This is a genomic window from Streptococcus sanguinis (assembly GCF_020729725.1).
GTDB classification, from domain to species: Bacteria; Bacillota; Bacilli; order Lactobacillales; family Streptococcaceae; genus Streptococcus; species Streptococcus sanguinis_V.
Genome location: NZ_JAJEPA010000012.1, coordinates 173,058 through 190,391, shown reverse-complemented (window position 1 = coordinate 190,391; position 17,334 = coordinate 173,058). Strand labels below are relative to the sequence as shown.

Below are 17,334 nucleotides of genomic sequence, written 5' to 3'. Positions count from 1 at the left end.
CAGATTAGTTCTTTCGATGCTTGTCAAAGTATTTCTTTGTTTCACTGATGACAATAGGAGAGAGTGCTAGAAGAGCGATTAAGTTCGGCAAGGCCATGAGGGCATTGACAATATCTGCAAGAATCCAGACCGCCTCTAGACCCACAAAGCCACCGAGAACAATCATAAGGACAAAGAGCAAGCGATAAACGCGGATATAGCGTACCCCAAAGAGAAATTCAAAACAACGCTCACCATAGTAATTCCAGCCCAAGATAGTCGTAAAGGCAAATAGAACTAGGAAGACTGAAAGCAGAACCGGACCAAAATTAGCAAAAACACTCGCAAAGGCTGCCTGAGTCAGAGACACACCATTAAGATTGCCATCCCAGACTCCTGTGATTAAAATCGTCAATCCTGTCAGGCTACAGATAATCAGGGTGTCGATGAAGGTTCCAGTCATAGAAATCAAGCCCTGTTCTACCGGTTCCTTGGTCCGAGCTGCCGCCGCTGCAATGGGTGCTGACCCCAAACCAGATTCATTGGAGAAAACTCCACGCGCGACCCCGTTTTGAATTGCCATCTGGATGGTCGCACCGGCAAAACCGCCGACAGCAGCCGTCTGACTAAAAGCTGAGCTAAAGACTAGCTGGAGAGTGGACAGCAGACGATCTAGATTGACCGCTAAGACAGTCACAGTCCCTAGAATATAAATAGCTGCCATAAAGGGCACAACCTTGGTCGATACTCGGGCAATAGACTGGATGCCGCTGAAAACAACCAGAGCCACCAAAATAGCCAAGATAGAAGCTGTCACAGCTGGAGGCAGCTGAATGGTATTCTGCATGGCCTCTGTGATGGAATTAACCTGCGTAAAGGTCCCAATCCCCAAGAGAGCCACCAAGATACCAGCTATCGCAAAAAAGATAGCCAGCGGGCGCCACTTCTCGCCCATCCCTAGTAAGATATAGTGCATGGGTCCGCCCGCCATAGCACCATGAGCATCCTTGCGGCGGTACTTGATAGCTAAGAGGCCCTCGGCATACTTCGTCGCCATTCCAAAGAAAGCAGCCACCCACATCCAGAAGAGTGCCCCCGGTCCACCGGTTTTAATGGCAGTTGCCACTCCGATGATATTTCCCGTTCCCACAGTCGCGGCCAGAGCCGTACAGAGAGCCGCAAAGCTAGAGACATCGCCCTGATGCTCCTCGTCCGATACAAAGATTAGCCGAAAGGCACGAGGAAGTCGAAAAATCTGCAGCAAGCCCAGACGCAGACTGAGATAGATACCAGTACCAACCAGCAAAATGAGCAGGGGCGGACCCCAAACAAAAGAATCTAGACGATTCAATATTTCCAACATGATATAAGCTCCTTTTCACACCGAGAAAAAGAAAGAGCACATGCAAAACATGTACTCTGGATGTGCTGGAGTAGGGAAATCCCTGCCTCTTCGCTCTGTCCTTTTACCTGAGAGTTTGAGCGGTTCTAAACCGCCTTGCCCCTTCGGTGCCATTCATGGTCTCTCCAGAGTTCCGTCCATTTCACAGTCAGAGGCCCCCGCCTCTTTCTGAAAAACTTCGTTCGGTGTTGATTATTAATTTTCTATTATTCTAAAAGAACATTCGCCTTTTGTCAATATTTTGTGAAAATTTTTGAGCATGTAAACGTTTTTTGATGCAAAAAAGAAGCCCAGAGGCTTCTTACTTAGCTTAATTCCGCGATAATAGCCTTGAGCTGGTCTTTGGTATGAACACCTGCGACTTGCTTAACGACTTGACCGTCTTTCTTGAACAGAAGGGTCGGAATGGACATAATGCCAAATTCGCGGGCAGTATTCGGATTTTCATCCACATCCATTTTGAGGATTTTCAATTCGTCCTCATGAACTTCCCCTGCCAACTGCTCCAAGATAGGCGCCTGCATACGGCATGGACCGCACCAAGTTGCCCAAAAGTCAATCAGAACCAATCCGTCTTTTGTTTCTTCCGCGAATGTTGCATCTGTAACTGCTGCTACCATAAATTTTCTCCTTTGAATAGCTTACTTTTGATAACATTTTACACCAAAAGCAAGAGAAAGAAAAATATTTGCTACGGATAGGACCTTAGTCACTCAGTGAGAAATGGTTGGTCATGAGATTGCTGGCATCCAAGAGTACTTTCTCCAAGAGCTGGTCTGTCGCTTCTTGCACCTTGTCGCTCATGGCTTGATGTTCAGCTTCAAAATCCACATCCTCGCCCTTGGCCAGAGCTCGGTCTACCCGACCAATCATTTCATGACCCCAGGCCATGGTCTTTTCCTGATAATCATCCAAGTCTCCGACATGACTGCTAAAATGAGCATCAGCCAACCCAGCAATGAGTCGATTGGCCCAGTAGAAAGAATCCGTTGAAACCTTGTCCGTCGTATTGGCAAAATAGTCTGGCGTTGTCGAGACCTGAGTAAAGAAAGGAACAGCTGTATTGTAAGGCATGGAGCCGTAGGACAGCCACTGGATCCCAGTCGCTTCCTGTGGTTGATTAGGGCGTAGCTGCAAGATAGCTGTCTGACTTGTCCGATTAATCCCAATAGTCCGAAAGGCCCGTCTGCTGTGGTGGTCCCCCTCTGCTCCGTAAGGATCATAAGGCGAATCTTGATAGTGACTGCTCAGGACATACTTGACATCTTCGATCGTGATCTTGCGGTATGGCTTGCGGCACCATGGAATGAAGAAACTCCTTGGATCTTGCTCCACTTCTGGATTGAGAAAACGCTGGATATCCCAAGCTCGCGGCGTATTGTAATGGCGGTCCTTATCCTTCTGGCTGCCAAAAGCATAGCGCGGATTGAAGCCCTCGTCCGAGTAATTAAGATTGAGATGGTTTTCCTCGATAAACTTTTGGAGATTTGGATGACAGAGGAAGTGCTCTGGATTGTCAAATTCAAAATAATCACTACCCAGCTGATTAGGATTGGTCACATAGGCATCATCCGGCACCCGCCGCGCCATCCAATGGTGGCCGCCAATGGTTTCCAGCCACCAAATCTCATTGACATCCGAAATAGCAATCCCATTGGATTCGTAAGTACCGTATTCCTCTAGGATTTTCCCTAGACGAAGAACCCCTTCGCGAGCTGTCTTGATATAGGGAAGAACCAGCGTAAGGATATCTTCCTCGCTGATACCTGACTCTACCAAAGGGTCAGCCCCCAGTACGCGGCTGTTGGTCGTAATCGTTTCCGTTGCGCTGACAGCAACATTGTAGCTGTTAATTCCAGCAGCTCCCCAAATACCATCTTTGGGAATTGCGTCTGGCACTGCTGTATAGCGGACTGGATTGTCCGGCAAATCCATCTCAAAGGACGTTAAAACAGACTGATAATGGCGTGGCTGGTCTTGTGGCTCCACTACAACAAATTTCTTGGGTGTAAAGACCCCGTTTTGTGAATCCTCTGTACGAGCCACAATGGTTGAACCGTCGTAACTGGCCTTCTTCCCCACCAAAATAGTCGTGCAAGAATCTGATGCATGCTTTATTCTCATTATTTTCCCTCCGAAACACTTTATGCTGCTTACATTATAGCAAAAAGCAGGCCCTCATAAAAGAACCTGCTGTTATCTCTTCGCTGAAACTTCCAATGCCCTATTCGATTTTCAAGACATAGGTATGCTCTTTGTAAAGCTCATCAATATCAAAATGCTCTAAATCTTCTTTCCTTGAGACAATATAATGCCCTTCTCTTTGATAATAGCCTAAGGGATTTCCTGACTTGTCTGTCAGACAGATTGTCCGCTGCTTAGTATCAACGCTGAAAGAAAACGGTATTTGATCTTTGAGGCGTCCGACAACTAAATAATCTTGACAAATCAGCTTGCCGCCCCACTTCTGATAGAGATGATTCGCTTGCTCTCCGTCTCTGGTAAAGATGATCAAGGCCTCAACATTATTTTCTTGCAGCTGCTCCCAAGCAGTTTGAAAGAGTTGACTGGCTATCCCTTGATTCTGAAAATCAGGATGGACAGCCAGATTAGCGAAGTAAGCTATCTTTTCTCCCGGATAATATGCATAAGAATGACTTGCTTCTTCGGTGTATATCCCGATATCTAGAAGCCCCACAACCTGATCATCTTCCACTGCTATGAGCTCAACTGAATCTTGGTAAGGTTCTTCGGTAAACTCATCCTTGCGACGGCTCATATCATCAAAGAAAGGCGAAAAGAGATAACTCAAAGCCTTTGTATAAACCCAACTTTTCTCATAAGTCGAGTCATAGGTTTGTATTTTCATTTCTGGCCTCTTACTTAAAGATCACAATCGTTGCACCGCTGCCGCCGGCATTTTGCGGAGCATAGCCGAAAGACTTCACATGCTTGTTGCGGCGGAGATATTTTGTCACCCCTTCACGGATGACGCCGGTCCCGATACCGTGGATAATATCCACCTGAGCCATGTTATTGAGGAGGGCCTGATCGATAAAGGCATCAAGCTCTTCTATAGCCTCCTCATAGCGTTTGCCACGCAGATCCAGCCTGGCTTTGGGTCCAGCAGTATTGGCCCGCTTGACCACATTGACCTGCTTACGCTTAGGTTGCTGCTCCTTTTCAGCTTTGAGTAAGTTGAATTCCTGCTCATCTAGAGTCATCTTGATGAGACCGACCTGAGCTTCCCAACGGCCGTCCTTGAGCTGCTTGACCAAGGTTCCCCGCTGACCATAGCTGGTGACTAGGATATCATCTCCCACCTTGGGCGCCCGATTTTTCTTGGCCTGCTTGAGCACCTTATTCTTTGATAAATCAACGGTTTCTGGTGCCAACTTTTTAAGCTGCGCTTTGGCTTCAATAATCTCATGTGGTTTGAGACTGGACTTATCATGGAGATTTTTGAGAATACTCTCACTCTCTGACAAAGCCAAATCAACGATTTCTTGGGCTTCTAATCGCGCTTTATTGAGCTCGGTTTCTTTTTCTCGGTTAAACTCATTGTAAAGTTTTTTGAGGGCTCGGTTAAATTTGAGATTTTCCTGCTCCACCTCGCGGATATTATCCAAGCGCTTGCGGCTTTCCAGCGTCTGCTCCTCAAGGCGCTCAATGATTTGATTAACATCACTGTCTGTGTTAGTCTGCTCTTGGGCATGGCCAACGATAACTTCCGACAAGCCCAAACGCCGAGCGATTTCAAAGGCATTAGATCGACCAGGCACTCCCTGCATAAAGCGATAGGTCGGCCTTAAACTATCTGTATCAAATTCCATGCTGGCATTTTCCACCCAGTCCGTTTCAATCCCATAGGCTTTGAGCTCAGGATAGTGGGTCGTCGCCATGGTTTTAATCTGCCTTAACCGCAAGTCTTCCAAGATAGCAATGGCCAGAGCTGCTCCCTCCTGCGGGTCAGTTCCAGCTCCCAGCTCATCCAGCAGAACCAAACTCTCGCTATCAACCTCCTCTAAAATAGATACGATATTGGTCATGTGACTAGAGAAAGTCGACAGGCTCTGCTCAATCGACTGCTCATCACCAATGTCTGCAAAAATCTGACTGAAAATCCCGACGCGACTCCCCTGATCCGCCAGAATCGGCAATCCTGACTGGGCCATGATCTGAGCCAAGCCTAAGGTCTTCAGCATGATGGTCTTACCACCGGTATTAGGCCCGGTAATGACAATCTCTGTCAAGTCTGGCCCGAAATGCAAATCATTAGCCACTGCATTTTCAATCAAGGGATGACGAACACTGAGCAGTTGGATGTCTTGCTCTTCCGACAGGTCTGGCACCACCGCTCCCGTCTCCTGCATGAAACGGACCTTGGCACGCACCAGATCCAGATGTCCGATAATCCAAGCATTGTTGGCAATTTCAGCTGCATGGGGACGGAAGAGGTCTGATAATTCCTGCAAAATCCGCTGAATTTCATAACGCTCGTCCGCCCGACTGCTGGCAATTTCTTCGTTGAGATTGACAACTGCTCTAGGCTCGATATAGACGGTATTGCCGCTGGCAGAAATATCGTGAACCACACCAGAAATGCGGTTGCGGTAGGTATTTTTCACGGGCAGCACATTGCGGCCATTCCGGCTGGCTACTACCTGATCCGCCAGCATCTCTCCCTTGTTTTTGAGAATCTCTTGCAGAATTTCCCGCACCTGGTTTTCATTTTCTTGAATTTTTCGGCGAATGCGGCTCAAACTTTCGCTGGCAAAGCTTTCAATAAAGCCTCCATCATTAACAGCCTGCAGACTTCCTTGCAGCTTAGGGAAAACAGCCAGATTCTCAAACAGACGGTCCAGCTTTTCCAAGTGCACATTTTCCAAGTCATCATAAAAGGACTTGAGCTCCTGAGTCACAGCCAAGACGCGCTTGAGAGCCAAAAACTCCTCAATATTCAAGTCGCTCTCCAGCTCCAAGCGCTTGGTCAAGGCAGTGACATCCTGAGTCGCGGCCAGACTAAAGTGCGGATGCTGCACAAAAATCTGCTGCATATCTGTCATTTCCAGAAAAGCTGAAGCTACCGTCTCCTTCTTACTGGTCGGCAAAAGCAGGCCCAGCTCCAGCTGCCCCTGCTCAGTCAAAAGATAGGGAGCAAACAGTTCTTTTATCTTCTTAAATTCTAAGGTTTCTAAAATTTTTGTGTTCATAATTTTCTTTTCTAGTAAAAAAGAACCCAGCTAGCAGGCCAACTGAGTCGTCTTTTATCCGATAACTTGATTCACCCAGAGATCTTTGAGGATATTGGATGTGATAGGGGTATACTTGACAATAAAGCGAATCATGAAGCTGCTGTTGAGCCGCTCCTGAACCATCTCCATCGGCACCGTCGCTAAAATAGTCAGGCACATTCCCAAAACAAAAATAGAGATGCAAACAGCGATGGCTCCGCTGGTCACATTGTACCATTTGGTATCCAGCTTATTGGGGTAGGGAATCAGATTCGCAAAAATCCCGAAAAAGCGCCCAAGGATGTAGACAGCCGTAAAAATAATGAGATAGGCCAAACCAGCATAAAAAACCTGGTCCAAGTGAAAAAGTTGGGAGCTAGGGAAAAAATAGGTCGAAGAGCCCTGAGTCGCGCTGGCATAAGGCACCCAGAGGCTGATAAACTTAGCCAAGCTCTTATAAAAAGCTCCAGCCACCAGCATAGAAACCATGGTTGCAGCAGCATAATAGCCCTGCAGAACAATACCACGCGAGTAGCCAATATAAAAGCTCCAGGCTAATATTAGTAAAATAATAATAGAAAGCATTATTTCTCCTCTATTTACCCGACTTTTCTCTCAGCTCACTGAGCATTTTGTGACGAAAATCTTCTAGTTCTTTTTCCTTGTCATCAAACTCAATCTCGCGGCTGAGCTGGGTAGATAGGCTATTGACCGCCAGCAAAATCGCCAGGACTTCATCATCTGCCGCAGGCATCTGCTCTTTGATAGCCTTGTATTTTTCCTTTGCTACCCGTTCTACTTCTTCCATAAAGAGATTATCGTGTTCTGTTGTTAGAGTTAAGGTCTTGTTTCCAAATGTAAATTTATATCGATTCAAATTTGCCATAAAATCACCTCATTGTATTATATCAAAAAAGAAGCCCTTTGTCAGTTATAAAAACACTGGGAACAAGACAGGGACTTTCTTTTTCATCTTTTTTGACATAGCAAGCAGCGGTGCTCTCCTACAAAATTTTTGTAGGATTTTCAATCTTATGACTTTCGACTTTTCCTTTTTATGGTACAATAGGGGGTATGGAAAGTATCACCCTCAGTCCAAAACAGCAAGAAATTCAGGCTTTTGTTGAGAAATATCAGAGCCAGCTGGCTCCCAGCAAGAACCCACATATTCAATATTTCTTCCGGCTGGATCAGGCGACGGTCAGTGTCTTTAGCTCCGGAAAAGTTCTCTTTCAAGGGGCAAAAGCTGCTCACTACGCTGGCTTTTTTGACCATCAAGCAGACAAATCCAGTTCTAGTCCTGCTTCTCAGAATTTTGCCCTCATTGGGACCGATGAGGTCGGCAACGGCTCCTACTTTGGAGGTCTAGCCGTCGTAGCTTCTTTCGTTACTCCAGACCAGCACGACTTTCTGAGAAAACTGGGTGTCGGTGATTCTAAAACCTTGAACGATAGCAAGATTCGCCAACTAGCTCCTGTCTTGAAAGAAAAGATTGCCCATCAAGCTCTGCTCCTATCGCCAGAGAAGTACAACGAAGTCATCGCTTCTGGCTACAACGCCGTCTCTGTCAAGGTAGCCTTACATAATCAAGCTATCTACCTACTGCTGCAGAAAGGCATCAATCCCGAAAAAATCGTCATCGATGCCTTTACCAGCCAGCAAAACTACAATAAATACCTAAAGCAGGAAAAAAATCATTTCCCAAATCCGGTAAGTCTGATTGAAAAGGCTGAAGGAAAGTTCCTAGCTGTTGCAGTTAGCTCTATTATCGCTCGCGACCTCTTTCTAGAAAACCTAGAAAATCTCAGTCAAGAGTTAGGCTATACCCTGCCCAGCGGAGCCGGAAGCAAGAGCGATCATGTTGCCAGCCAGATTCTTCGAGCCTATGGAATGGCCGGCCTGCAGCATTCTGCTAAACTCCACTTTAAAAATACTGAAAAAGCACAAAAACTTCTAGAAAGGTAACCTATGAAAAAATCAAATACTGCCGTTGTCATTCTCAAAGAATGGGGGCTCTTTATCATCTTTATCTCTATCATTATCCTATCACGGCTCTATCTCTGGTCCCCTGTAAAGGTAGATGGCCACTCTATGGACCCTACGCTGGCCAATGGGGAATATCTACTTGTGCTTAAATATCAGTCTATTGACCGATTTGATATCGTTGTCGCCACTGAGACAGATAATGACGGAACGACCAAGGAGATTGTCAAGCGGGTTATCGGTATGCCGGGTGATACTATTCAGTATGAAAATGATACTCTTTACATCAACGGCAAAAAAACAGACGAGCCTTACCTGACGGACTACATCAAAAAATTCAAAGAAGACAAGCTCCAATCCACTTATACTGGGGATGATTATGATGACAATGGTGTGTTTTTCAGAAAACTCGCAGCTCAGGCTCAAGCTTTCACTGTTGATAGTGAAGGCAGCCCTGTCTTCACTATCAAGCTTCTGGATGATGAATACCTGCTTCTGGGTGACGACCGGATTGTTTCCAAGGATAGTCGCCAAGTCGGTACCTTCCAAAAAGAACAAATCCAGGGAGAAGCCAAGTTCCGCTTCTGGCCACTGCTGCCTTTTAAGACCTATTAAGCATACCGAACTCAGTTGAACGTCAGCTGAGTTCGTTTTAAAAGAAGAACCTATAAACTATGGAATTTTACTTTTCAGGAACGATTGAACGTATTATTTTTGAAAATCCCAGCAACTTTTTCCGCATCCTGCTCTTAGATATTGAGGATACGGATGCCGAGGATTTTGAAGATTTTGAAATCATTGTCACCGGCTCTATGGCAGATGTCATGGAAGGCGAAGACTACACCTTCTGGGGCAGCCTCGTCCAGCACCCCAAATATGGCCAGCAGCTGAAAATTTCCCGCTATGAGCGAGCAAAACCCAGCAGCAAAGGCCTAGTAAAATACTTCTCCAGTGACCATTTCAAGGGCATCGGGGTCAAGACTGCTCAAAAAATCGTCCAACTCTACGGAGAAGATACCGAGGACACCATTGACAAGATTTTAGCGGAGCCGGAAAAGCTGACTCAGATAAACGGCTTAGCAGCTAAGAACCGCGAGGCCTTTGTCGCCAAGCTCAGACTCAACTACGGAACTGAGATGGTACTAGCCAAACTGTCAGCCTACGGCATTCCCAATAAGCTGGCTTTTCAAATCCAGGATACCTACAAGGAAGAAACGCTGGATATTGTCGAAAAATATCCCTATCAGCTGGTAGAGGACATTCAGGGAATCGGCTTTAAAATTGCTGACCATCTGGCAGAAGAGCTGGGGATCCAAAGTGATGCCCCTGAGCGTTTTCGGGCTGGTCTTGTCCACACCTTGCTGACCCAGTCCATGGAGCGGGGAGATACCTATGTCGAAGCTCGTGATTTACTAGAACATACCATCGAGCTCTTAGAAAGCTCACGCCAAGTGGAGCTGGACCCTAGTCTAGTCGCTGATGAGCTGGCCCATCTAATTGAGGAAGATAAGGTCCAGAATGTAGAGACCAAGATCTTTGAAAACAGCCTATTTTTTGCAGAAGAAGGAATAAGGAGTAATCTAGTCCGTCTGCTGGAAAAAGGCAAGCAAGATTCTTTCGATCCAGATAAGATTACTACAGCTATCCAGCAAGTGGAGGAAAGCTCCGGCATCTCCTATGACAGTATCCAAAAAGAAGCCATCCGTCAGGCTATCAATCAAAAGGTCTTTATCCTAACCGGCGGACCGGGTACTGGAAAAACTACCGTTATCAACTGTATCATCGCAGTCTACGCCCAGCTTCGCGGTTTGGATCTGCGAAAGGTCAATGATCTGCCTATTCTGCTAGCGGCTCCCACTGGACGTGCTGCTCGGCGCATGAACGAATTAACCGGTCTTCCTAGTGCTACTATCCACCGCCACTTGGGGATGACTGGCGATGATGATACCAGTCATTTGGATGATTATCTGGATGCTGATTTTATCATTGTGGATGAATTTTCCATGGTGGATACTTGGTTGGCTAATCAGCTGCTCAGCAATATCTCCTCGCAGACCAAGCTCTTGATTGTAGGAGATGCGGACCAGCTACCCTCTGTCAGTCCGGGTCAGGTACTAGCGGACTTGCTGCAGATACCGACTATCCCACAGACCAAGCTGGAAACCATCTATCGGCAGAGCGAGGAGTCTACAATCGTCACACTGGCCAGCCAGATTCAGAAGGGCATTTTGCCAGCAGACTTTACAGATAAAAAAGCGGACCGCTCTTATTTTGAAGCTAGAAATGAGCATATCCCGCCTATGATTGAGAAAATCGCTAGCGCAGCCATTCGCAGCGGTATCCCAGCTCAAGATGTTCAGGTATTGGCACCTATGTATCGGGGGCCAGCCGGTATCGACCAGATTAACAATCTTATGCAAAATCTCATCAATCCTGTAGAGAAAGAGGAACTGACCTTTGAAGCTCCCGACTGTCAGTATCGCCAAGGAGATAGGGTTATCCACTTGGTCAATGATGCCGAAAGCAATGTCTTCAACGGTGACTTAGGCTATATCAGCGATCTGCTGCCTGCTAAGTACACCGACTCCAAGCAGGACGAGCTGACCATTAACTTTGATGGCAATGAACTTGTTTATCAGCGTAGTGAGTGGTATAAGATTCGCCTGGCCTACGCTATGAGCATCCACAAGTCTCAGGGCAGTGAATTTCCCGTGGTCATCTTGCCCATCACCAAGAGCAGTCATCGGATGCTGCAGCGCAACCTCATCTACACCGCTATCACCCGCGCCAAGAGCAAGCTGATCCTGCTTGGGGAAAAAGCAGCCTTTGACTATGCTGCAAAAAACACCGGCACCGCCCGTAAAACCTATCTCATCGAGCGCTTTGGAGACCTCCCGCAAGCCGAAAGCAATATCCACAATCCTGTGGAAAAAATGAAAACACCTGTGGAAAACTATGTCCTAACTGAGGAAAACTTCCAGAAAATTGACCCTATGATTGGGATAAGAGAAGAAGATATAAAGGGAATTTTTAAGTAATCCTTGACTCCCTTCTTTGCTCTGTGTATAATGCTAAAATGTGGCTATACGACCAGACCAGACAAAACAACAATTAACTTTCTTCAAAGGAGATATTAATGAAATACAATAAATATGCCTCTCTAATAAAATGGGTGCTTGTAGGATGCTGTCTCATTTTATTTGGTACCCGTTCATCAACAAGAATTAAGGATATCAGTGTGGAAACCTTGCGAAAAGAAGGAAAAATTCTTTCTGCAAAAATCTCTGACACCTCCTACAGCCAAGCAATACAAATTACTCATATTGATGGACCGGTTGCAGAGTTAAAAGAAGATCATGACTCAACCTATTTCTACAGAGTAACTTATATAGATAAAAATGGTAGGGAAGCCGATGTTGGCCTGCGCAATGATTCTTCAACTAGCCGCTTCGTAGATGAACTAGAAAAAGCGAATACTTTAGGAGGAGAGCCAAAATGGTTGATTGCCTCTGTACACTCAGCTTCAGGTATTCCTGATTACGCTAAAATCATGAACTCTCATCTATTTAATGATGAAAATAACCAACAACTGAAATACTACATCACTCTCTCTGATGACAAAGAATTCCAAAAAAGTGGAACAACTTCCTTCACTTTCTTCACCTATATTGCTATATTCTGCATTCTGATCGGGTTCATCCGTTATTACTTAAACCATAAAAGATTGAATGATTTTTACAGACTCTATCCCGAGTTGAATGAAACGCTGGATCAGATTGAAAACAATGGTGGCTATGTTGACCCAGATATCCGTGTCTTCTTTTACAAGAATCATCTGGTCAGTTACAAATCTAGCTTTAAAACATGTGACATACATGACGCGCTAACAATTTATCATCATAGCAATTCATTCATGATTTCTATCTTTCCAATCATCAGAAAAAATGAGATTCGGGTTGTCCTTTCTGATGGCAACGAAGAGAAACTGCCTCTAAGACATCAAAACGTTTCTAAAACTGATCTTGCTTTAACTCGTTTAAAAAATCAAATCCATGAAAAATTTCCAAATATTGAATTATAAAGAGGACAGTTTTCTGTCCTCTTTATATTAACTTTCTACAATTGTATTTGGAAAATTCGGTGTACCAATCATCGCTTAGCTTCGTTTTAAGTATGTCAGAGTCTGTTCCATCAGATCGTCACTAAGAATATCAATGCCAATAGATTCCAGCATAAAGCGGATAAAGCGGAGACGCTCAGCCTGCTTTTCAAAACTTTTCTCTGAAAATCGACCCCCTAATCGGCCTGACCGAGGAAGATATCCACAGTATATTCAGCACATAAATAAAAAGGCTGGGACAGAATTAAATTTTTTAGTTCTGTCCTATCGCCTTTTTTTATGCCTTATTTTTCTGGCTAAAGTGCTGCAGGAGCTCGTCAGTAAAGATATCCATGCCGACCGAGGTCATCATAAACTGCAGAAAATGGATGCGTTCTGGCAGTTTTTCAGGATCGCTTTCAAAAACAGTCTCATTCATCCAGAAGTTCACCAGCAGCAGAAAGACTTCCGCAGCCTGGTCCGGATACTGAGTCTGGATAGACCCATCTGCCATGCCTTTTTTGATAATATCGCTGACCAGAGGGGAGCCTATCCGCAGATTGTCCCGCATCATGGTCAAAATAAAACCTGCATCCTGCTCGTACTCTTCCACAATGCCGTCCATGGCCCGGGCTGTCTGACTTTCCAGATTAGACTTGAGGATGGTTTGCAGCTGCTCCCTACCGGTCAGATTTTCCGTAGCCTTGAGCCACTGCTTCATCTCTTCTTCCATCAGCTCCTGCCGGCTCCTCATCACCGCCAGGACAATCTCATCTTTTGACTTGAAATGATGGTAGATAGCCCCCTTGGAAATGCCTGCCGTCTGAGCAATATCCTGCATACTGGTCTTTTCGGACCCCTTTTGGATAAAGAGCTGGGTTGCTGTATTTAAAATTTTTTCTCTCATGGCCTGGGATTTGTCTTTTCGCTGCGCCATTCTGTTCCCCTTTGTTTCTAATATAGCTTTATTCTACCAAAAAAGCCGGAGAAATACAAAATCATAAAAATATCTTTAAGCCTTGTCTTGCTGATCCCTTTGATACCAAAGATAGATACTGTAAGCCGCCATCAAGATATAGCCTAGGAAAAAGAGCGGATTTTCCGTCCCCTTGCCTACAAAGATGCCTTCGCCAATTGTATTAATGAGCCCATGAAAGAGGACACAATAGAGGACAGACTGACTGGTCTTGTAAAGGGCTGCCAGCCAGAAACGGCCGAGCAGGCAAAATGCTGTAAAGACCAGAAGAGAGGTCCCTGCCTGACTGCTGCCGGGGGTAAAGAAGAGGGGCAGATGCCAGACAGCCCAGATTAACCCAGTTGCTACAGTTGCCAAAGGGAAGGGCAGGATCTTCTCCAGACTTGGCTGCAGGAAGCCCTGCCAGCCAATTTCTTCATTACCACCTGTCAAGAGAGTGGTTACCAGAGCCAGAACCAAGACATTCAAAAGATTCAAACCTGGCAGCGGCCTGGTCACAAAGGCAATGGAAATCGTGTATAGCCCCACAAAAATCAATAGATAAGGCCAGCTTCTTTTCCTAGTAAACTTGATAAAAGCCAGCATTTCTTTCAAAGACTTACCTAAGACAAGCTTGGCACTTATAGCAGGACCAAATGTTCCCACTATCGTGAGCAGCGGAGGAAGCAACGGCACTCGCCCTTTCAGCACAGCCGAGAGAATCCACGCAGACCAAGTGATACCAAAAGTCCAAAGCAGAAAAATTAGAATTTGCTTGACAGATGAGGAATCTTTATAGTTTCTAGCTTGCATCTTTCTCAGCTCCTTTCCGATTGCCCTTCCAGTACCACCAGCCCAGCAGCAAAATTGTCATCACGGCATTCGCAGCATGAAAACTAAGAGACGTTCCGCCCTTGGTAGCTGCTCCTACGATAACTGTCTGCGCAAAGTTAATACAGCCATGAAAGACCATGCAGGCAAAAACAGACACCGTCTGCTTATATAGAACGGCCAGACAAAAGCTAGCCATGATGCAAAATAGAGTATAAAAAGGCAGGGAAAGTTGGCTTTGACCTGTTCCCGGAATCAGCCAGAGGGGCAGATGCCAGGCAACCCAGATGAGACCTGTGATGACCGTAGCAATCGGAAAAGAAAACTTCTTCTCCAAAGCTGGCTGCAGCACTCCCCGCCAGCCCAACTCTTCATTGCCGCCGCCGGCAAAGGTGATAAAGGTCCAGCCCAGAGGAAACATGAGCATGGCATTGAGCGGCGGTAATACAGGATTGGCGATAAAAAGGGTCAAAACCCGAACCAGGCAGAAGGCCAGCATATAAATCCACCAGCCCTTAGCATGAGAAAAGATAAAGGACAGCATTTGCTTCGGTTTAGAAATGTTAAGGCTGATAAAGCTCCCTAGAGCTGGGCCAAAAGCCCCTATCAAGATAAAGGCAGTTCCCAGAGTTTCTGCCCCGTTAGTGACCTGCAGCGCAGATAAAATATACAGAATCAGCCAGGATCCCCAGCTAATGCCAAAAGTCCAGGCCAGAAAGGGCAGGATATGCCTTGTCTCTGGCTCTACATGTGTTTGTTTGTTCATACGATAACTCCTTATCAAATGTAGAATAGTGAAAAGTCATCCGAAAACTGGACAAAGGCATCCTTTACTCTCAGTCTTTCAGATGATTGCCTGTTTTGAAACGCAGATTTTTAAAATCCGACCATTCGGTTTGTTTTGTTATAAAAAATAAAGACCTGCGCCAAATAGAAAACGTAGTCTTTTAGTCCTTGCCAAAAATAAAAAGCAAAGATAGACTAAATAATGCTAAAAGTTATGTCAGCACCGTTTAGCTACTGCCTGCTGCTTTTAGTTTCTAAGTTGTCCTGACTCTGATGCTTAAAACAGGTCATCTCTCTGCTACTTGCTCCTTTCTTGATTTTGCAATCGCCGGATATGCCAGAGATTGGAGGCAAGGCTCAGACCGCCTACTGCCATAATACCCAGTCCTCGCCATGGGCTAAAGACAGAAGTCAGCAAGCCACCAGCAAGGACAGCATATCCAGCTTTGACTCCCCACTTAGAATAGCGTATGCCATTCTCACCCTGTGACATCTTTTTCAGCTTTTCTGCATGCTGCTGCAAAAACTCTTTCTGACCTTCCAGCTGCCGATCCATCTCCTGATTCAACTTGAGGATGTGCTCGCTTGTTTTTTCTACTACAGATTTCTTCATTTCTGCTCCTTTCTTTTCAAAAAACCGACCAGACGGTTTTTTATTTTATAGACTCAGTATAACAGACACAGAAAACTTTGTCCAGTATTTTTTCAAAAAAGATTATTTTTAGTTAATGAAAATTATCAGCCAACTTAGAAACTCGTCATAAGCAACTCTCTCATACTAAAAACTATATCTAAAAAAGCTCGGTAATGAACCAAGCCTTTATCTTTATTCAAACCCCGTCACTGTCAGTCCTAGCAGCCGGATACCTCGTGGTTGTTCTTCCAAGCTATCGTAAATCTCATGAGCCGTTCGCTCGATTTGCTCCTTGTCTTGAGTGGCTAGATTCAAACTTTTCCTTTTAGTCAAGGTGGAGAAATCGGCATAACGAATTTTCAGAACGATGGTTCGCCCTTTCTTGTCATGCTTAGTCAGGCTATTTTCTACTTTCTGAGCCAGCAGGGTCAGCTCTTTCTTGATATCCTCGTCACTATAGAGCAGTTTGGCATAGGTCCGCTCCTTCCCGATTGACTTACGGATGCGATTGGACTTGACTGGACTATTACTGATGCCACGCGCTTTCCGGTAGAGATCAAAACCAAAGCGACCAAACTTATCAATCAAGGTCATTTCTGGTATCTTGAGCAGATCTGCACCAGTATAAACTCCCATTTCATGCAGTTTTTCAACGCTTTTCTTACCGACCCCATGAAACTTAGCAATGTCCATAGGCGCCAGAAAGGCCTCAGCCTCTTCGGGTAGAATAACAGTCAGACCATGAGGCTTCTCATAGTCACTGGCAATCTTGGCCAGAAACTTATTATAAGAAACCCCTGCCGAAGCTGTCAGATGGAGTTCATTCCAGATATCATGCTGAATCAGCTTAGCTATTTTGACCGCGGATTTAATTCCTAGCTTGTTTTCCGTCACATCCAGATAAGCTTCGTCGATGCTCATGGGCTCAATCAAGTCCGTATAGCGTTTGAAAATCTCTCGGATCTGCAAGCCGACTGCCTGATATTTTTCGTAATTCCCCGATATAAAAATCCCCTGAGGACAACGCTCATAGGCTTCCTTGGAGCTCATTGCCGAATGAACTCCGAACTTTCTGGCCTCATAATTGCAGGTGGAGACGACACCACGACCGCCAGTCAAACGTGGGTCGCTGCCGATGATGACCGGATGTCCCTTTAACTTAGGATTATCCCGCTCTTCCACCGAAGCAAAAAAAGCATCCATATCAATGTGGATAATCTTCCGAGATGTATCGTTAATCAGTGGAAAAATCAGCATGCCCTCCTCCTTTCTCCTGCCATAAATTTCAGCTTATGAGCTTTCACAAAGTCGGCCCTTTTTGCTCAAATAAATCTGAAACAGTTTTTTGTTCTTGTAAAAAGTATTTTAAAAGTAAGATTCTTCGTCAGCAATTTTTGTATGACATTTTAATTACTTTTATTATAACTTTTT

Annotated in this window: 16 protein-coding genes and 1 riboswitch; of the genes, 4 read left to right on the top strand and 12 right to left on the bottom strand. The window is 45.4% G+C overall.

Going from position 1 to position 17,334, the window contains the following annotated elements; translation table 11 throughout:
* Positions 1-4: 4 nt before the first annotated feature.
* The 7 genes from K4I03_RS06300 to K4I03_RS06270 all read right to left on the bottom strand — a co-directional run bounded on the left by K4I03_RS06300 (position 5) and on the right by K4I03_RS06270 (position 7,501).
* Positions 5-1,342: an alanine/glycine:cation symporter family protein gene (locus K4I03_RS06300; protein WP_227964063.1), complete on the bottom strand. Its 1,338-nt coding sequence runs from the start codon at positions 1,340-1,342 to the stop codon at positions 5-7.
* An 85-nt stretch (positions 1,343-1,427) separates the two neighbouring features.
* Positions 1,428-1,520: riboswitch (glycine riboswitch) on the bottom strand.
* 166 nt (positions 1,521-1,686) lie between these two features.
* Entirely contained in the window at positions 1,687-2,001 is a 315-nt protein-coding gene (trxA, locus tag K4I03_RS06295; RefSeq protein WP_002898369.1) for a thioredoxin, read from the bottom strand.
* An 85-nt stretch (positions 2,002-2,086) separates the two neighbouring features.
* Complete coding sequence (locus K4I03_RS06290) at positions 2,087-3,505, bottom strand: C69 family dipeptidase (RefSeq protein WP_227964062.1); 1,419 nt, start codon at positions 3,503-3,505, stop codon at positions 2,087-2,089.
* A gap of 100 nt (positions 3,506-3,605) precedes the next feature.
* Positions 3,606-4,250 (bottom strand): GNAT family N-acetyltransferase, encoded by a 645-nt coding sequence (locus K4I03_RS06285; protein WP_227964061.1) that lies wholly within the window; start codon positions 4,248-4,250, stop codon positions 3,606-3,608.
* Between the two features lie 10 nt (positions 4,251-4,260).
* Positions 4,261-6,594 carry an endonuclease MutS2 gene (locus K4I03_RS06280; protein ID WP_227964060.1) on the bottom strand — a complete coding sequence of 778 codons (2,334 nt, stop codon included), beginning with the start codon at positions 6,592-6,594 and terminating at the stop codon, positions 4,261-4,263.
* Positions 6,595-6,648: 54 nt separating this feature from the next.
* The gene (locus K4I03_RS06275; RefSeq protein ID WP_002901497.1) at positions 6,649-7,200 is read right to left on the bottom strand and encodes a CvpA family protein; all 552 of its coding nucleotides are present in this window, start codon (positions 7,198-7,200) and stop codon (positions 6,649-6,651) included.
* Between the two features lie 10 nt (positions 7,201-7,210).
* Positions 7,211-7,501 (bottom strand): hypothetical protein, encoded by a 291-nt coding sequence (locus K4I03_RS06270; RefSeq protein WP_002919703.1) that lies wholly within the window; start codon positions 7,499-7,501, stop codon positions 7,211-7,213.
* A gap of 188 nt (positions 7,502-7,689) precedes the next feature.
* On the opposite strand from K4I03_RS06270, the gene rnhC reads away from it, so the two are divergent.
* From rnhC to K4I03_RS06250, 4 genes are all read left to right on the top strand, one after another.
* Positions 7,690-8,580 (top strand): ribonuclease HIII, encoded by an 891-nt coding sequence (gene rnhC, locus K4I03_RS06265; protein ID WP_227964059.1) that lies wholly within the window; start codon positions 7,690-7,692, stop codon positions 8,578-8,580.
* A 3-nt stretch (positions 8,581-8,583) separates the two neighbouring features.
* The gene (gene lepB / locus K4I03_RS06260; protein WP_002901501.1) at positions 8,584-9,213 is read left to right on the top strand and encodes a signal peptidase I; all 630 of its coding nucleotides are present in this window, start codon (positions 8,584-8,586) and stop codon (positions 9,211-9,213) included.
* Positions 9,214-9,272: 59 nt separating this feature from the next.
* Positions 9,273-11,636, top strand: coding sequence for an SF1B family DNA helicase RecD2 (recD2, locus tag K4I03_RS06255; RefSeq protein ID WP_227964058.1), 2,364 nt, complete (start codon positions 9,273-9,275; stop codon positions 11,634-11,636).
* A gap of 98 nt (positions 11,637-11,734) precedes the next feature.
* A complete protein-coding gene (locus K4I03_RS06250; RefSeq protein ID WP_223310470.1) occupies positions 11,735-12,679 on the top strand; it encodes a hypothetical protein in 945 nt (314 codons plus the stop codon).
* 316 nt (positions 12,680-12,995) lie between these two features.
* Here K4I03_RS06250 and K4I03_RS06245 read toward each other — a convergent pair whose 3' ends face one another.
* The 5 genes from K4I03_RS06245 to dinB form a co-directional block, all read right to left on the bottom strand.
* Positions 12,996-13,634, bottom strand: a complete 639-nt coding sequence (locus K4I03_RS06245; RefSeq protein ID WP_061592255.1) for a TetR/AcrR family transcriptional regulator — start codon at positions 13,632-13,634, stop codon at positions 12,996-12,998.
* Between the two features lie 75 nt (positions 13,635-13,709).
* Entirely contained in the window at positions 13,710-14,465 is a 756-nt protein-coding gene (locus K4I03_RS06240) for a CPBP family intramembrane glutamic endopeptidase (protein ID WP_223310468.1), read from the bottom strand.
* Positions 14,455-15,249 (bottom strand): CPBP family intramembrane glutamic endopeptidase, encoded by a 795-nt coding sequence (locus tag K4I03_RS06235; RefSeq protein WP_223310467.1) that lies wholly within the window; start codon positions 15,247-15,249, stop codon positions 14,455-14,457. Before K4I03_RS06235 ends, K4I03_RS06240 begins: the two co-directional genes overlap by 11 nt.
* Before the next feature lie 318 nt (positions 15,250-15,567).
* Positions 15,568-15,882 (bottom strand): hypothetical protein, encoded by a 315-nt coding sequence (locus K4I03_RS06230; protein WP_002918171.1) that lies wholly within the window; start codon positions 15,880-15,882, stop codon positions 15,568-15,570.
* Between the two features lie 213 nt (positions 15,883-16,095).
* Entirely contained in the window at positions 16,096-17,160 is a 1,065-nt protein-coding gene (dinB, locus tag K4I03_RS06225) for a DNA polymerase IV (RefSeq protein WP_223310466.1), read from the bottom strand.
* Positions 17,161-17,334: the final 174 nt, after the last annotated feature.

Excerpts from the sequence above, each read along its gene's own strand:
- K4I03_RS06300 (WP_227964063.1), bottom strand. The coding sequence starts at position 1,342 with ATGTTGGAAATATTGAATCGTCTAGATTCTTTTGTTTGGGGTCCGCCC.
- trxA (WP_002898369.1), bottom strand. The coding sequence starts at position 2,001 with ATGGTAGCAGCAGTTACAGATGCAACATTCGCGGAAGAAACAAAAGAC.
- K4I03_RS06290 (WP_227964062.1), bottom strand. The coding sequence starts at position 3,505 with ATGAGAATAAAGCATGCATCAGATTCTTGCACGACTATTTTGGTGGGG.
- K4I03_RS06285 (WP_227964061.1), bottom strand. The coding sequence starts at position 4,250 with ATGAAAATACAAACCTATGACTCGACTTATGAGAAAAGTTGGGTTTAT.
- K4I03_RS06280 (WP_227964060.1), bottom strand. The coding sequence starts at position 6,594 with ATGAACACAAAAATTTTAGAAACCTTAGAATTTAAGAAGATAAAAGAA.
- K4I03_RS06275 (WP_002901497.1), bottom strand. The coding sequence starts at position 7,200 with ATGCTTTCTATTATTATTTTACTAATATTAGCCTGGAGCTTTTATATT.
- K4I03_RS06270 (WP_002919703.1), bottom strand. The coding sequence starts at position 7,501 with ATGGCAAATTTGAATCGATATAAATTTACATTTGGAAACAAGACCTTA.
- rnhC (WP_227964059.1), top strand. The coding sequence starts at position 7,690 with ATGGAAAGTATCACCCTCAGTCCAAAACAGCAAGAAATTCAGGCTTTT.
- lepB (WP_002901501.1), top strand. The coding sequence starts at position 8,584 with ATGAAAAAATCAAATACTGCCGTTGTCATTCTCAAAGAATGGGGGCTC.
- recD2 (WP_227964058.1), top strand. The coding sequence starts at position 9,273 with ATGGAATTTTACTTTTCAGGAACGATTGAACGTATTATTTTTGAAAAT.
- K4I03_RS06250 (WP_223310470.1), top strand. The coding sequence starts at position 11,735 with ATGAAATACAATAAATATGCCTCTCTAATAAAATGGGTGCTTGTAGGA.
- K4I03_RS06245 (WP_061592255.1), bottom strand. The coding sequence starts at position 13,634 with ATGGCGCAGCGAAAAGACAAATCCCAGGCCATGAGAGAAAAAATTTTA.
- K4I03_RS06240 (WP_223310468.1), bottom strand. The coding sequence starts at position 14,465 with ATGCAAGCTAGAAACTATAAAGATTCCTCATCTGTCAAGCAAATTCTA.
- K4I03_RS06235 (WP_223310467.1), bottom strand. The coding sequence starts at position 15,249 with ATGAACAAACAAACACATGTAGAGCCAGAGACAAGGCATATCCTGCCC.
- K4I03_RS06230 (WP_002918171.1), bottom strand. The coding sequence starts at position 15,882 with ATGAAGAAATCTGTAGTAGAAAAAACAAGCGAGCACATCCTCAAGTTG.
- dinB (WP_223310466.1), bottom strand. The coding sequence starts at position 17,160 with ATGCTGATTTTTCCACTGATTAACGATACATCTCGGAAGATTATCCAC.